At 43.7% G+C, this 15,629-nt stretch carries 11 protein-coding genes and 1 pseudogene; 2 read left to right on the forward strand and 10 right to left on the reverse strand.

Translation table 11 applies throughout. The annotated features are described in order from the left end of the window. Window position 1 precedes the first annotated feature (1 nt). From CKQ84_RS16985 to cysK, 10 genes are all read right to left on the reverse strand, one after another. Entirely contained in the window at window positions 2-373 is a 372-nt protein-coding gene (locus CKQ84_RS16985; RefSeq protein ID WP_254053110.1) for a hypothetical protein, read from the reverse strand. Then, window positions 374-1,102 (reverse strand): hypothetical protein, encoded by a 729-nt coding sequence (locus CKQ84_RS16990; RefSeq protein WP_254053111.1) that lies wholly within the window; start codon window positions 1,100-1,102, stop codon window positions 374-376. Window positions 1,103-1,405: 303 nt separating this feature from the next. Continuing rightward, window positions 1,406-2,164, reverse strand: coding sequence for an IS5-like element ISSod6 family transposase (locus CKQ84_RS16995; protein ID WP_011071076.1), 759 nt, complete (start codon window positions 2,162-2,164; stop codon window positions 1,406-1,408). A 77-nt stretch (window positions 2,165-2,241) separates the two neighbouring features. Beyond that, window positions 2,242-3,159 carry a hypothetical protein gene (locus tag CKQ84_RS17000; RefSeq protein ID WP_254053112.1) on the reverse strand — a complete coding sequence of 306 codons (918 nt, stop codon included), beginning with the start codon at window positions 3,157-3,159 and terminating at the stop codon, window positions 2,242-2,244. Continuing rightward, window positions 3,152-4,906, reverse strand: a complete 1,755-nt coding sequence (locus CKQ84_RS17005; RefSeq protein WP_105252145.1) for a hypothetical protein — start codon at window positions 4,904-4,906, stop codon at window positions 3,152-3,154. Before CKQ84_RS17005 ends, CKQ84_RS17000 begins: the two co-directional genes overlap by 8 nt. Next, window positions 4,903-6,165, reverse strand: coding sequence for a site-specific integrase (locus CKQ84_RS17010; protein WP_254053113.1), 1,263 nt, complete (start codon window positions 6,163-6,165; stop codon window positions 4,903-4,905). Before CKQ84_RS17010 ends, CKQ84_RS17005 begins: the two co-directional genes overlap by 4 nt. Window positions 6,166-6,341: 176 nt before the next feature. Then, window positions 6,342-8,993: a TonB-dependent siderophore receptor gene (locus CKQ84_RS17015; protein ID WP_105252146.1), complete on the reverse strand. Its 2,652-nt coding sequence runs from the start codon at window positions 8,991-8,993 to the stop codon at window positions 6,342-6,344. A gap of 642 nt (window positions 8,994-9,635) precedes the next feature. Beyond that, the gene (locus CKQ84_RS17020) at window positions 9,636-10,640 is read right to left on the reverse strand and encodes a TDT family transporter (protein ID WP_105252147.1); all 1,005 of its coding nucleotides are present in this window, start codon (window positions 10,638-10,640) and stop codon (window positions 9,636-9,638) included. A 152-nt stretch (window positions 10,641-10,792) separates the two neighbouring features. Further along, window positions 10,793-11,866: a methyltransferase gene (locus tag CKQ84_RS17025; protein WP_105252148.1), complete on the reverse strand. Its 1,074-nt coding sequence runs from the start codon at window positions 11,864-11,866 to the stop codon at window positions 10,793-10,795. A gap of 202 nt (window positions 11,867-12,068) precedes the next feature. Then, on the reverse strand, window positions 12,069-13,037 hold the full coding sequence (gene cysK / locus CKQ84_RS17030; protein WP_105252149.1) for a cysteine synthase A: 969 nt from the start codon (window positions 13,035-13,037) through the stop codon (window positions 12,069-12,071). A 250-nt stretch (window positions 13,038-13,287) separates the two neighbouring features. Between cysK and CKQ84_RS17035 the strand changes: the two are divergent. Both CKQ84_RS17035 and CKQ84_RS17040 read left to right on the forward strand, forming a co-directional pair. Continuing rightward, window positions 13,288-14,489: pseudogene (locus tag CKQ84_RS17035) on the forward strand (RDD family protein). Continuing rightward, complete coding sequence (locus tag CKQ84_RS17040) at window positions 14,486-15,607, forward strand: beta-ketoacyl-ACP synthase III (protein WP_105252150.1); 1,122 nt, start codon at window positions 14,486-14,488, stop codon at window positions 15,605-15,607. The pseudogene CKQ84_RS17035 and the gene CKQ84_RS17040 overlap by 4 nt, the downstream one beginning before the upstream one ends. Window positions 15,608-15,629: the final 22 nt, after the last annotated feature.

Here is a 15,629-nt window from a genome sequence, read left to right on the forward strand (position 1 = left end):
ATTAGTAGAGTGCTGTCTTGTTGATGTTTTGTAGCGGTGCAACTCCCATGTTAACTGGGCTACGAAAGTTGCCATGACTTTCATTTCTAAACTGGCCACTCTCAGCTCTCAAGCGTTTGTTAGATTCTTCCAAGTCATCATACCGCTCCTTATCAACCTGCTTTTTCTGCTTAGATTCCCCCTTCTTAGCCACAGTGGGGTTAGGGTGGTAACGAGCCTTTTCATCCAGAATCATCTCCAATATTGCTGGGTGATTTTTGCATGAGCCGTTCGCCACGCCCGCTCGTTTTTCGACAGCATAAGGGCTAATTTTCTTGCCTTCTTTTTTTAAGGCTTCAAAAGCGTTTAATAACTTTGTTTTTACATCAACCATTTATAACTCCATTAATTCAAAGAGTTTAAATTCAATGTGATGGTCACGCATCACTTTTTCTGCGGCACGAATATCCGTCAACTCACGAGCAAGCGTGTTCTGGTTGTAGAACCCCATTTCCTTCATCTGTTGTAATCTTGCCGCGATTCGCCCGTGACGCGCTTGCCAGCGCAACGCCTCTTCCTTATTGATGTTTAAGTTTTCACAGTCACGACCAATACAGCTCGATGGCTCAAACAAGTGTTCCATTTTGCACTTGAAACCAGCAAAGCATGTCCCGAAACCGGTCGATTTGTTTGCCCCTTTAGTTTTCTGAGCAAGCTCTTCAAATTGCTCATCGCTAAATACATGAGGGTCACCCTCAAACGCCTTCATAAACCCACCGGACTGCTCTTCTGGGTGGTCTATCATGTCCCGCAAGTAAGCCTTGTGGCTTTTCATCTCTGCGTCTTCAACCGTTTTTTTAATGCTGGCGGGATTCTTTATGCCGAGCAGCGTTAAGACCTCCGCATGACTGGCATAGATAGCCGTCATTGCTAAGCTGACGTGTTTAAACTGGTGTTTCAAAGCGGCCAGTGTTACCAGACCATTTCCCACGACAAAATGCGCAAAGGTACGTCTCAACGAGTGCGTCGAAAAATGCCAGTAAAATGAGCCATCGTCCTGTTCTTTAATAGGGTTATATTGAGCGAGTACGACTGGGTTAAGCAAGCCATACACCTCATCCATTTCATCGGAGTCATAAGTAATATCTAGGTACTTTGAGTAATCCGCGAAGAGGAATGCAAGGTTATCTGTATTCAGTACAATATCTTTTAACTGACGGGCGATGTTATCACCTGCACCGTGGTGACCAGCAAAACTAAATCGCGGTGAGCAGTGAATGTCGCCTTTGTTGGAGCGATAGCTGTCGTTGAGCGCGGTTAAGACCTCTAGCGCCTTTTTACAGATTGGGGCACAGGCCCATGCATCTTCTCTGGGTAATTTTTCTAACTTACTAGGGTCTGTTGATCTTTGCTGTACAAATGTTGTTCAGCAATACATCGGCAGCCACATTAACATAAACGCCAGTGACACCATACTGGCGTAATTTCTTGCTAGCTTGTCATATCTTGTTGATATTGCTCGATAGTGCTTAATTCTTCCAAAAGCATTCTCCACTAAATGTCGATACCGATATAAGCACCAATCGACTCTTTCTTGAGGTGTATTCTTATAGCGGCGCCTTGGAATAACAGATTTCCCGCCTTTATTTGCGATAAGTTCACGAAAAGCATCGCTGTCATAACCTTTATCTGCAATGACGGTATCAACCTGCTTCAGGTGCTCAATTAAGCTGGGGGCGTGTGTAATATCGTGTTTTTGGCCTTCTGATAATTCGAAATAAATCGGTAATCCTCCGCTGTCGACGGCTAAGTGAATTTTGGTTGAATTACCGCCTCGACTTTTACCAATACTCTCATTACTTAGCGTCGCTGCACCTGCACTGTGCTGGTGAGCCCGCACTATCGAGCCATCAATAAAGACCCATTCTATATCAGCAAGGTTGGCTAAGGCCTTGAATAAATGTGCTAGAACGCCTTTCTTAGACCATAAATGAAACCGTCTAAAGACCGTGCTCCAATGACCGAACTCTTTAGGTAAATCTCGCCAAGGGATACCTGTTCTAAGGCGGTAAAGAATACCTTCGAATGTTTGTCTATGTTCAGGTTTGTCATAAACACGGCCTGTGCTTTTCATTAAATGAAATAGCTTTTCCCAGCGTGCATCGGTTAGCATAAGTCTTGGCATGGCTTGAGGTTATGGTTACTTTTGGCGAAGCAAATTATAACGTCTTGCCATGCTGTCTAAAAATCACTCTCGAAAGATCAACAGACCCTAGTCCAAGAGCGCAGGGTGCATAGTTTAATACCATCAAGGTCAATCTCCTTGTAAGAGGTGGAGTCAATTTGGGTTAGCTCCCTAATTCGCATCCCCGTAAATGCAGAAAGCGTCAGAAAGCAAGCACCTTCTATCGCCCTGAATGCATCATAGGCTTGGCGCTCTGTTACTCCATATTTATTGGCATAAGCTTTTACATCACCGAGGTCTTTCAGCTTGTCATGAGCTGCGGTGACATTTGTTATCAAGCGCCCCATTAGTTGTTCATAAATAACAGGGATAACCGTAGGGTAATGCCCTTTGCCTGCCGATGAATACTGCTTGGCAATTTTTTCGATTGTTTTTCCTTCAGGAAGACCAAGTGAAAAGCGACGCTGTTCTGGAAAATGTGGATTTAGTTGCGCAAGGACGCTCAGTGCTTTTAAGTGGTGGGCTACTGTTTGTTCACTATGTCGTTTTACTTCATGCAGCAATTGACTAAAGACCAGTTCATTGCTAAGCAGGGAAAAGGATTCGATGGATGTGCCTTTGAATACTCGTAGGACAGAGTTTGAATGCTTTGCTATGTTATGACACTGGCTGAACTTTCGAAACGTATCTCCTTCCATGTGTAGTAGGTTGCCCTGTGCACCCCAAATCAAAAAATAGATGCGTTGTTTGAGTTCGATAAGCAGCCTGGGGTTGTGCTCTTTCGGATGGAATTTTATCTGGTATCGCGATTTTGGTTCATTGGTGAGATTAAAAAATGTATTAAAGTCCCAAACATCATCTTTGAAATAGGAGACGGGGTTGCCATCCTTATCCACGCTCACCACTGTCGCATCACTGGGCATGGGGAGCGAGTCGGCTGTTGATGGGTGCGCATATTGCTCAAACTTGCCAACTTCAAAACTGACGCTATACATGGCCTAACCCCCTGAATATATCCATGACTGAATTTTCGTCCCACAGTGGGTGACATTCGCGCCCTAGTAATTTCATTGCCGCTTTGAGATTAGTTTTCTTAAAACGCGCTTTGAGCTTATTTAGATTGGCCTTTACTTCGCCAAAGTTGACGATGAAGTGTTCTACGTTTTGATGCACCGCCATGGCTTCATTTAATCGCTGTTCAAAAGACAATAACCGCCATATATCATGAGGGTCATCCACAACACCAAAGTTGGCGCAGCCAAAGCATTTCACGACAAATCCGCAGCCTAATTGGGATTTTTCTTCATCGGAGAGGATGTCGCTCCTGTCTACGGTTTTTTGGAATTCTTTTTTCTGAGGTGTGTCGGCCCCTTTACAAAAACCACCGTTTTGATTCTTAACGATACGGCGCTCAGCATCTGCTTCCTTCAAGGCACAGAATTCTTCGTGCGAAATGACAACTCCAATCGCTTCTTTGGCCTGTGCTACCGCGACAACGGCTCCGCCGTCAGGGTTCTCGCCCAAATAGTGCAGAGCCGTTAACCCTAGCGCCAATTGACTTCTGGCTTCGTCCCTGGAGACCTTGCCATATTTGGAGTTGTCATAAGTCTCCGGTGCATTACGGGTGTTTTCTGCCGCCTTGCTTCGCCCTAGCTTCTGCTCCGCATACTGCTTAATGGAAGATTTCAGCAGATTACAATTCAGGCGGAAATCAGGGTTCTCCTTAATTAACAACTGAATACGCTCGGAGTGTTTAACTAAATAATCTTGAGAATAAGTATTAAGGTTTATGGCACTCGGTGTCATGCCATTCGCTTTTCGAAACAGGTAATGCTTATTCAACCCCAGAGAAACGGAATGTGCCTTTGATAGCGCAAGGTGTGATTCAAAAAAACACTTACAGGTTGCCCTCGGGGTGAAAGAGCGCTGCTCAACTTTGTTTCCGCGAGTTTTGAAGCCCTCTATGCTAATGCGACCAGCGCCTGACTTTTTGCACACCCATTCATCATCCAGAAACATACTCAGAGTTTCTGTTTGGCCGGTCCCTAGATAGTAAATGGTCAGAAACACCGCATTGCGGACCAATCTATCAAACGCTATTTTTCTTTGAGCTTCGTTGAGTGACTCATCCTGATAGCGTGCTAACAGCACCTTGCGGTCAGCCAATAAGGCAAAGGCGATTGAGCGCAACTGCTTTAGTGTATAGTTATTTGAATCTAATGAGGCTGAGCTGGTAGCAAGGTTGCGAGCTGCTTTAGGGATTGTTCCAAACCCAAACTTCTTGCAAATCGAATTCAAGTTCGAACCACGCCAACCAAGCGTCTTTGCTTGGATAGGCTTGCCGTTAAGACCGACACCTGTACTTACCATAGAAAGGTAGGCAGCATGAATGTACTGAGTGCATGTCGCAGGTGAAAACTCAACCTTCGCCTTTTGTTTTCCGCTTTGGCTATTAAAAGCATAACTAAGTACTTGACGTATAAGTGAAAAATTCATCATTTTTGACGGTTCGCGCCACCCGGACTGCTGGAACTTGGAAATCAGTAAACGAATGTGCTCATCAGTGGCACATGCTTTAAGCCGCGCAAAGTCACACGTTATATTAGTCCCGTTACCACTATTCCAGACATATTTCCACTTAGTAATTGCTGTCAGCGTGTTATCGGTGATCATTTCGGTGGTTGGTGTTGAACGATAGGTGCGAGCGTTCTCTGTGTGTTCTGTATCAATCGCTTCGGTCATGATAGCACCTCATCCTCTAGCAAGTTCGTGGTTATCTCTGGGAGATGATTCTTTTCGGGGTTACCCTCGTAGTGTTTGAGGTACAGCATGGTGGTTTCTAAATCTTTATGCCCCATTTCATCCTTGAGCATTTTCAACGCCTGCATCATCGACAGCTCGTAGATTTGCGCCAGAGACTCAAGTTTGTAAGCCCCAAACGTTGCCCTACAATCATGCTCTTTGTGCTTAAAGTGGGGGTTGCTGTTTTCTTGTATCGCAGCTCGCAACCTACTCCACAATGAATTCAGACTACTGGTGGTGAATGGATCTCCATCTTTATTGATGAAAGCGGGAGGGTTCGTGTCTCCCGTCTTCATGAAGTACAGTTGCTGTCGCTTTTTGTATCGTTCACTGCCATGGTATCCATGAACCGATTCCATCAGCCAAACTGGCATTGAGACCTGACGATTGATGTCATATTTGGTTTTACAATCGTGATCAGGGCCAATCCAAATTCCTGTTAGCGTCTTTCCCTTAAAACCTTTGGGGATGGCAAAGTGTCTGGGTTTAATGTCTGTGACCTCAATAGCGCGAAGCCCCACACAAAGTGCCACGCTAATCATTAGGCGAAACTCTTGGGATAGCCCGTTGCAACGCCAATTGTCCCTTACATGCTGTAGGTCAAGGTCATTCAATGGCTGTAGATTGGTTTCTCTGATTGCGCTTCGGATTGAGCAATCCGTTAACGTCTGTCCATATTTGGTAGTGCCTGTGATTTCAAAAGGCAATTGAGAGATGTACCCATGACGGTAGCAAAACAGGTAGAAGCGCCTAGCAATCGAAAGGGCAGCAACGGCTGTGGCACGACTCACTTTACCTTTCTCTATCTCACCTTCTAAGTAGGCCCGATAAAGGAAGATTGGATAGCGCTGGAGTCGTTCTTCGTGGTCATCCCATTTTAGGTGATTGGCATCCAAGTAACGGTAATATCTCAACAGATGAAAGCAGGTGGGTTTTATGTCCTTTACCCCCTCTAAGATGCGGCGACCAAGGATGTAAGCATTCGGTTCAAACACCGGCTTACCTTCACTGGTAAATAGCATAAGAACGCCTTTAAATGACATTGGCTTATCAACTGTAAAAAATTCCAGAGTCTCTTCGTATGACACCGACTTTTCAGCATGAAAGGAATTAATGAACTCATCAGTGATTTCAACGTCACCAATATCAATATATTCATTTGTCTCTATAAGGTGATAGAAGTGCTCCATACTTAACATGACCCCAATCTTCAACATCTAAGTATAAGTATTGGTTGCAATCTAAATTTGTCAATAGAAATAAATCATTAGTGTTAATCTAAGTATTACTATTGGGATTCTGAGTCGAATGTAAAAACGGCATCCGAAGATGCCGTTTTTTGATTAGGTTCTAGTTCTAATTGAGAAATGCGATATTAGAACTTAACTTTGTATCCTGCAAATACTACACGACCTAAGATGTTGTGCGTATCAGTGTCGTATCCAGGGTAACCTAAGCTATAGTTAACTGTTGGCATAGCATCAAATAAGTTACGTGCACCTACAGTGACTTTTCCATAATTGTTGAAGTCGTAGTTAAGTGTCATATCCCAAGTTGTAAACGAAGAGAAGTCTTGCTTATTAGTGCCGGCTTCCTGCTGTTGTGGTGTTTCACCATCATAAGAATCAATATATTTAGCGATTAAAGACGCGGAGAAATCGTCAATAGCGTAGCTAAATGTAGTATTGAAACGCAGTGGTGGATAACCTTTAGTTCCTAAAACATCATAGCGTTGAGCAATTGGACTTGCTTGCTCTGAATATTCAAGTGCATATGTACCCTCAACTGCGAACTTCAGCTCACCCATAGTGCCTAGATCGTATTTAGACGTAAAAGAGACATCAAGACCTGAGGTTTGTACGCCATCCATGTTGATGTTGCCAGCACCAATTTCATCGATTGTGCCATCAGCTTTACGTTTTACATAAATGTAGTTTGGATCGTAGGCGCCTAAACCAGCTGTCGCTTCTAAGTCGACAATAGTCTGAGCATCGATATAACTTACTTGGTCAGTAATTTCAATATTGTAGTAATCAACGACAAAATCAATATTTTCGGTGATGTTCCACACTGCACCAAATGAGTATTGAGCTGATTTTTCTGGTTCTAAATCTTTATTACCTGAACTTTTACGTAAATACTGGTTATCTTCACATGCTTTGTTACCTGCTTGTTGATCAGCAGGTAAGCTTTGACACAGAGCTGTATCAGTTATTGAATCGTAACTTGTTGCTGGCTCGCCTAGTAAGTCGTCTAAAGACGGTGCTCTAAAGCCTTGTCCATAAGATGCTCTTAATACTAAGTTATCAAGCACTTCATAGCGCACGTTAATTGAACTTGATAATTGGCCAACATCAGGAAGACTGTATTGGTCATAACGACTAGCAAGTTTAACGTTTAAATTTTCTAGAACTGGAAGCTCTAATTCAACAAATGCAGCTTTATAGCTTCGGTCACCAGCTGAATCACCACCATAAGTACCTAGTACATTGCCTGCCGCTTGTTGCGCATCACGAGTATCTTTGTACTCCATTTTTTGATATTCAACACCGACGGCATAGCCTAAATCGCCACCAGGTAATGCTATTGGTGCTAAAGCTGCCCAAGATAAACCTGTACCAGTTGTGTTCGATGTCGCTTTACGTGTTGCTGTATGCAAAAATGTATCTAAGGTTGCCTGTGTTGCATTGCCACCTTCCACAAAAGGGTTATACAGTTCTTTATCTACAGCTTCTTGTAACTTATCTTCAAAGACATAAGAGTCCGTTTCGATATTAACGACTTGATCAGAATATTGAACATACCAGCTTAATGAACCAGCATCTAATTCAAGATTCAAGCCAGTAACGATATCGACTACATTTGAGTCGAATTCTGTTTTGCGATCAGCTACACCTTTTAAGCGGTGATAGGCTTGAACCTCTGACGCTTGAGCTGTGCCATATGTTGGATTTAACTTGTTATCAGCAGCCATATATAGATTAGGAGTCCATAATGCTGTTGAAGATGTGGTTGATTTATCACGCATTACAATTGCTTGACCAAACCACTCTAGTTCATCAGAAATGCGATGAGTCATATTTGAAAAAATAGAGTCTTTAGTTTGTTCAGGTAAGTAATCTGTGCCATCAAAATGACTGAATCCACAGGCCGAGCCATCTTTAGTGGTAATAACTCTATCAGCAGGACAGTCTTTACCTGGAACTTGTAATCCTGTGTAAACAGGGTCATCAAATGTTCCATCAGCGCCTTTTCCTGGGCGAGATGCTACAGGACGATATGTTCCTTCTGGAGCATACAAACCACTTCGACCATATTTTTGGTCCCAGTTAGCTGTTATGTGAGGGCGTTGTCCACCTTGCAGAGGGTCAAATGCTTTATGTTCGATAACAACTAAACTGCTACCTTTATCATCAGTTTTACCAAATGTAATAGAAGCAGATTTTTCATCACGGCCACCTTGTGTTGGGCTACCGAATTTTGCATCGAATGCTAAGCCATCGAATGTCTTTTTAAGAATGATGTTAATTACACCACCGATAGCGTCAGAACCATAAATAGCTGATGCACCATCACGTAAAATTTCGATACGCTCAATTGCATCCATAGGGATTAAGTTGAGGTTGGTTGAATCACCACCAAATGTTGCTGAAGGAGCGATCCGACGTCCGTTAATTAATGTTAGCGTACGGTTAGAGCCTAATCCGCGCATGCCTGAACTTGCATGGTTACTTGCTGAACTTCCAGCGTCACTAATAAAACTTCCCGCAGTATTAAATGGCATTTGAGCTAATACTGCAGAAACGTCGCTTAAGCCTGTTTTAGCTATATCTTCAGCCGATAGAACCGTAACAGGCAATGCTGATTCCATATCAGTTCTTTGAATACGAGAACCCGTTACTTCAATACGTTCAACTTTTGCACCGTCTTCAGCTGCAAATACTGCTGAAGTTGATAATGCTGCTGTAGCAGCTCCGCTGATTAACGCAAAGCGAACTGCTTTGGCTAATGTAGATTTTGCGCGCATTCTATTCTCCCTTAACATTTGTTTTTTTGTTTAATTCTTATTTTATTAAAAGTCACTTTTGTAACCAATAAGTGTCACCTTTAATTAGGTTCAAGATATAAACACAAGAAAATAACAAGTGCAACATTATAAATGTTGCTTAAATTGTTTCAAATTTGTAAATTTTGATGCTAAATGTTTTTTTACAAAGGGTTTGTGCATCATTAATGCCGTTAATGATGGCTGATTAGTGTTATTTGTTGTTTTTTTGTTAAATATGTTGTTGTTTAGTTTCCTTGTTTTATCTTATTGTTTGTGTTTTGTTTTAATTTTCTTTTGGTTAAATCATACTTTTTTATTATTTTTATAGAGAAAATAGGAAATGTTGCTTATTTAGTTTGTCATTCCGTATATCTTCAGGTTTGCTCGTGAAGCTGAGCTTGATATAAAGGGTTCCATGTTGTTTAAGTTAGATAGTTTATTCTTTTAAATGTGCACTTTTTTAGAAGGCCTAGGATAGGTTTGGTTTGAAATTGAACAGATTTTTTTAGGGGGTTGTTTTAATATTCTAATGACTCAAAAGAAGATGAATCGATATTCATCTTCTTTTGAGTTTCAGTAGGTTTTTCTAATTAATGTGTGCAGAGTGCATAAAATAGAGAATTAATTTTTACTTGGTTCTATTCTGTTTATTAGCTCTGCCACTTTAAATTGCACTGGAAAGTAGTGTCCTAAATAACGCAGGGCGACATAGGCAACCACTAAGGTGGCGATTACCAGTTCGAATTCTGCTAAGTATTTTATCCATATCGCTAACTCACCCATGTTATTGAACTGCGTTAACCAAGCTGCGGTTTTAAAGAGGGCGGTTGCACCGATCACCATTGGGAAGGTAAAGGCTGCGTAGCCTGGGCTAAAGGGCAGTTTTAGTAGGTGAAAGAAGGCCAAGTAGATGATGCTGGTCATCAGAATGGCGATACTCAGTAGTAAGGCGACTAAGGGAATTGATGCCTGCTCACAAACAGTCAGATAGCCCGCGAGTGATAAACTGGCGGGAGCTGCAAGAATGGCAATGGTTGGTTTAGCGGCATCAGGTATCGCCTGACAGAAAATGAGGCGATAGAGCATCAAAGGCAGCATGATTAAGTAGGCTAACATTCCAAAAACCAAAATGGCGTTTGCTAACCATTGGTAATCAGACACAGGGAAAGACACCGCCGCGACGATAATGCCAATCGGTGGTACAAACCAGCTTGGAACCATGTGCTCGAGTTTAAAATCGATGGCGCGAAAGTAGATAAACGCGCTTAGGAAGATCACATGGATACCAATGGCGACTAGCCACAGAGTTAAGCCTGCATGGGGGAAATAATCGCCGAGTGATTTAGACACCACCATCAAGCCCATGGCGAAGGTGGGGATCACACTACCAATCACAGGGTGGCTTAGCTCGTCCTTTAAAATATTAGGATGAAGCATGAATTTACCCATGAGCAGTAGCAGCAACACAGAGGCTATGATGGCACCTGTGAGTTGTCCTGCGCCATTAAGTGAAGGTGTCATGTTCTCCCATGTCCAACCTAAGCTGGCAATTGCCAGTGCCAACCCAGCCATAGGGCTGGGAAGTTTAGCTGCGTGGGATGTCCAGCGTTTGCGTTTTGAAGTCATTTTGAATACCTCTCAATACTGACAATGCTTAACATCGCTTTTTTAGGGCGCTGTTTTGATGTATTTAGTGTACTGCGGGTATCAATGATAAATAAATTTGATTAATTTTATTCATTGCATAAGTTTTGTTTACTTTGATGTTGCTATTAAACTTAAGGTTTGAGTTTACAACGCAGTAGCGTGTGCCCTAGGCCAAGATTGTCTGTATCTTCATCCACATACAGTCCCGCTTGGTGAAGCAGGGCCAATAAATCCTTAGAGTGATACATGCGGCTGTTGCCATTGGCCATGGCGCTGAAATAGAGGCTAGTGGCATTTACGCAATAGGCGGAGGCGGCCGATGGCTGTCTATCCCAAAAGGTTTCGACGATAAAGAGTTGGCTGCTTGATGTCATTGCCTTTGCCGTGCGTTGTAAAATGCTCAGGATTTGGCTTTTTGAGAAGCAATCCAGAAATTGACTCATCCAGTAAGTATCGGCGCCTTCGACAAAGGGTAGTGAGTCGTCCAGCAGATCGGTGGCAAAGGTATGCACGCGTGCTGCAAAACCTCGTGCGAGTGCATTTTGTGTGGCTACCTCTAGTTGCCCCGGAAAATCCATAATCGTGACTTCAACGCTTGCGTCATAATCACAGCAGCTCAGTGCCCATTTTCCCGTATTGCCGCCTATATCCACTAAATGGATTGGCTTATGGGCGAACACTAACGGCAGAAGCTGTGGAAAGGCATGATCCGAATAGTAATGATCGAAGGCAAACCAGCTCTGTTTCGCTTTGGGTGGTAAATCCTTCAAGGCAGGGTAGATAGTATCCCAGTCACCGAAAACCTTGAGTCCTGCGGCCTTGCCTTCGAGTAGTGCGGTATCAAGGCTAAAAAGGCCTTGATAACAAACGTCCTGCACAAAGTTAAGGTTGATGGCGGCCATGTCGTCATGGAGTAAAAAGTGCCCCGTTTTGTCGAGGACATAGCCAGACTCATGCTGCCAAACGAGCCCCATGCTGAGCCCCATATCCAGCAAGACTCCAAGGGCGTACTCGCTCAGTGGTGTCGATTGGCTTAGCTCGGCCGCAGTGATCCCACGTTCAGCCGCGTTATCTATTTGCGCTAGCACATCGAATTTGAGTAGGCAGTGGGCGACTTGAAAGCTGATGGGGCCAAAGGCAATTTTTTGAGCTTCAAACTTTGCATTGAAGGCGCTGATATTACTTGATGTTCGGTAAAAAGACATAAAAAGGAATGAATTGGCGAGCGGGTCCGTTCTTTATAACCAAGTTAGCCGTGAAAGCCAGTTGAGATACGAAGAACTATGAGCTGTATCCAAACTTGAGCAGTAACTTGTTTATGCTCTGTAATCGAGATCTAAATAATGGAATGCCATAAATAAAAATACCCAGCCAAAGCTGGGTATTTTAAGGACGATAAAACGTCGTTTATTGAACGTTTTCTTCGTCGCCGAATTGGCCTTGGAACAAGACTGAAGATAGATAACGCTCGGCAGCCGATGGCAAAATCACCACAATGGTTTTGCCTGCAAACTCTGGCAACTCAGCGATGCGGCTGGCGGCGACAACGGCGGCACCCGATGAAATACCCACTAAAATGCCTTCTTCTTGCATTAAGCGGCGGGCCATGTCGATGGCTTCATCGTTAGTTACAGCCTCAACACGGTCAATCAATTCTAAATCTAAGTTACCTGGGATAAAGCCTGCACCAATACCTTGAATTTTATGCGGCCCTGGTTGCACTGGTAAACCCGCTAAGGTTTGAGCTATAACAGGAGAATCTGCTGGCTCAACCGCAACTGAGGTGATGGTTTTACCGGCCACTTTTTTCAAGTAACGGCTTACGCCAGTAATTGTACCGCCAGTACCTACACCAGCAACAAACACATCCACTTCACCGTCGGTATCATTCCAGATTTCTGGACCTGTGGTTTTTTCATGGATTTCTGGGTTAGCAGGGTTATTAAACTGCTGCAATAAAATGTATTTTTCAGGAGCCGATTGGCGAATTTCTTCCGCTTTATCAATCGCACCTTTCATGCCTTTCGCGCCTTCAGTCAGCACGAGAGTTGCGCCTAGGGCTTTGAGTAGCTTACGACGCTCTAAACTCATGGTATTTGGCATGGTAAGGGTCAGTTTATAGCCACGGGCCGCGGCAACATACGCTAATGCAATACCTGTGTTGCCTGATGTTGGCTCAATCAGCTCGTGATTTTTTGTTAATAGACCTTTCTTCTCGGCATCCCAAATCATATTGGCACCGATACGGCATTTAACACTGAAACTTGGGTTACGGGCTTCGACTTTGGCCAGCACTTTACCTTGGCTAACACGGTTTAAACGTACTAGTGGTGTATTACCAATAGTATATGAATTATCTTCGAAAATTTTGCTCATGGATTGCTTGCTCCTATGTTGGCACTACTGAATCATAATCTGCTGTGGCGCTTTTAGAAGTGATTGTTTGTTCTTCTTTATTCGATTTGGTTATTAAAGGGAGTGCTGTTATTCGCAAACCCTGATTGGCAGCCAGTTTAACTGTGTTAACCTCTTTCTAACATAAAAAAGATTGTGGCATTAACAGGGATAACTTCTTGATGTCTCAATCGTAAAACTAGCCTATCACTCGTATCGGACAAGCGCAAAGATGAAGCAGCAACAAATGGATCTGGGTAAAGATCCAAAAACGATGGTAACACCAAAGGCATTTACCATTGCAGCAGCCGTGTTATATACCCCATTGGCGACACCGTTGAAGCGGATGTTAGCCATACTGATTGATGGTTTGCTGATCACTGTGTTAGCTGAGCAGATGGATTGGATGTTTGTCTTGCTGGTGGTCAGTATTATCTGGATTGAAAAGCACAATCGTAAGTTTGGTCGTTTACTCAAGTGGGGACTTTATGCCTTGATGTTGGTTTTTATGTTGCTGACAACCGCTAATAATCTGTTTGATTTTAATGGAACAGACGTTAAAAGCAGTGAGGGAGTAGAGCAACAATTGGCATTAGGTGAACAAATCATTACGTCACTACCAGCATTGATGTCGTTGAGCCAGTGCAATAATTATGCTTGTGGTAAAACTCAAGTTCAATCCCTACATGAAGCGATAAAAAGCGCTTCAGGATCAAAGGGCATGACAGAAAATGATCAACGTGAAATAGTGCTAGCAACCATAGCCAACAGTAGTTTGCCTGCCATAGACAGTGAAAAGTTACAGGCGGAAGTGCTTAATGGCAGTCTATGGCCTGTTATTACGCTTCCTGTTGCGTTGGCGACAACAGATTCTCCGCCTGAGCCACTTCAGCCTATTCAAGCTATTTCGCCGGATGTACAGCCGCAAAGTGCGGTGGCTGATGCAGTGAATGTGAGCCCTTCGCAATATTCTCGCCTCAGAACCGTTGATGAAGCTACAAGCCATAGTGTTGTCGCTTGGGTGAAAGGCTTTCTGAGTGATATGGGGCTGGGTTTTGGTTGGGCAGCGTTTTACTTTACCGTCTTTACTGCACGATTTGATGGTCAAACCTTAGGTAAGAAGATGTTGGGCATTCGGGTGATCCAGCTCGATGGTGCCAACATCAGTTTATGGGCCGCGTTTGGCCGTTATGGTGGCTATGCCGCAGGCTTTACCACAGGCTTACTTGGTTTTATGCAAATATTTTGGGATGCCAATCGGCAGGGGATCCAAGATAAAATATCTTAACAGTCGTGATAGACTTAGTGCAAATGCATAAAAAGCAACGATTAGAGCAACAAGCGCAGGGGCAAAATGAGTTAGCACCTGTGCTTACGAGTGATGATGCATCCTCTGCTCACCTTACAACCAGTACCCGTTTGGAGCATTTATGAAACAGGTCGTCATTTCGGGGAGTGGCCTATTTACGCCGCCCCACAGTATTTCCAATGAAGCCTTAGTTGAGAGCTTCAATGCTTATGTGGATATTTTCAATCTTGAAAATGCAGGCTTAATTGAGCAAGGCCATGTTGCGGCTTTGTCCTATTCATCAAGCGAGTTTATTGAAAAAGCCTCAGGCATCAAGCACAGATATGTGATGGTGAAAGAGGGCATTCTGGATCCCGAAGTCATGATGCCGCTAATTCCTGAGCGCAGTAGTGACGAATTATCGATGCAGGCCGAGATTGGCCTTGAAGCTGCCTTGATGGCACTAAAGAATGCCAATCTCAAGGCTGAGCAAATTGACTTAGTGATTGTTGCCTGCGCTTATACTCAGCGTGCGTATCCTGCTATGGCGATTGAAATTCAACGTGCACTGGGTACGCGGGGTTATGGTTACGACATGCAGGTAGCGTGTTCATCGGCGACGTTTGCAATTGTCGCCGCGGCTAATGCCATTGCTACGGGTTCTGCCTCAAGAGTGCTAGTGATCAACCCTGAAATTTGCTCGGCACAGGTGAATTATCGCGACCGTGACAGCCATTTTATCTTCGGTGATGTAGCGACGGCTCTGGTACTGGAAGAACAAAGCTTAGCCCAGTCTGACCATGTGTTTAAGATCATCTCAAGCCGCTGTTTTACCGATTACTCGAACAATATTCGCAGTAATTTCGGTTTCTTGAACCGCTGCGATCCGAGTGCGGCCCATCAAGCCGATAAGTTATTCCACCAACAAGGGCGCAAGGTATTTAAAGAGCTGTTGCCGATGATTTATCAACATTTGGATGAACATCTGGCCGAACAAGCGTTAACGCCACAGTCCTTCAAACGTTTATGGTTACATCAAGCCAACATCAACATGAATCAGTTCGTGGTGAGAAAGTTGCTTGGGGATGATGTGTCAGCGGAACAAGCGCCCGTGGTGTTAGATGAATACGCCAATACGGCTTCCGCGGGTTCTGTTATTGCATTTCACAAGTTTTCCGGTGACTTTAAGACTGGCGATTTAGGTTTATTGAGTTCGTTTGGCGCAGGATATTCTATTGGCAGTGTTATTCTGCAGAAGGTCTAAGATTCTCACCGTCATAATAAAA

The organism is Shewanella sp. WE21, from assembly GCF_002966515.1.
Classification (GTDB): Bacteria; Pseudomonadota; Gammaproteobacteria; order Enterobacterales; family Shewanellaceae; genus Shewanella; species Shewanella oncorhynchi.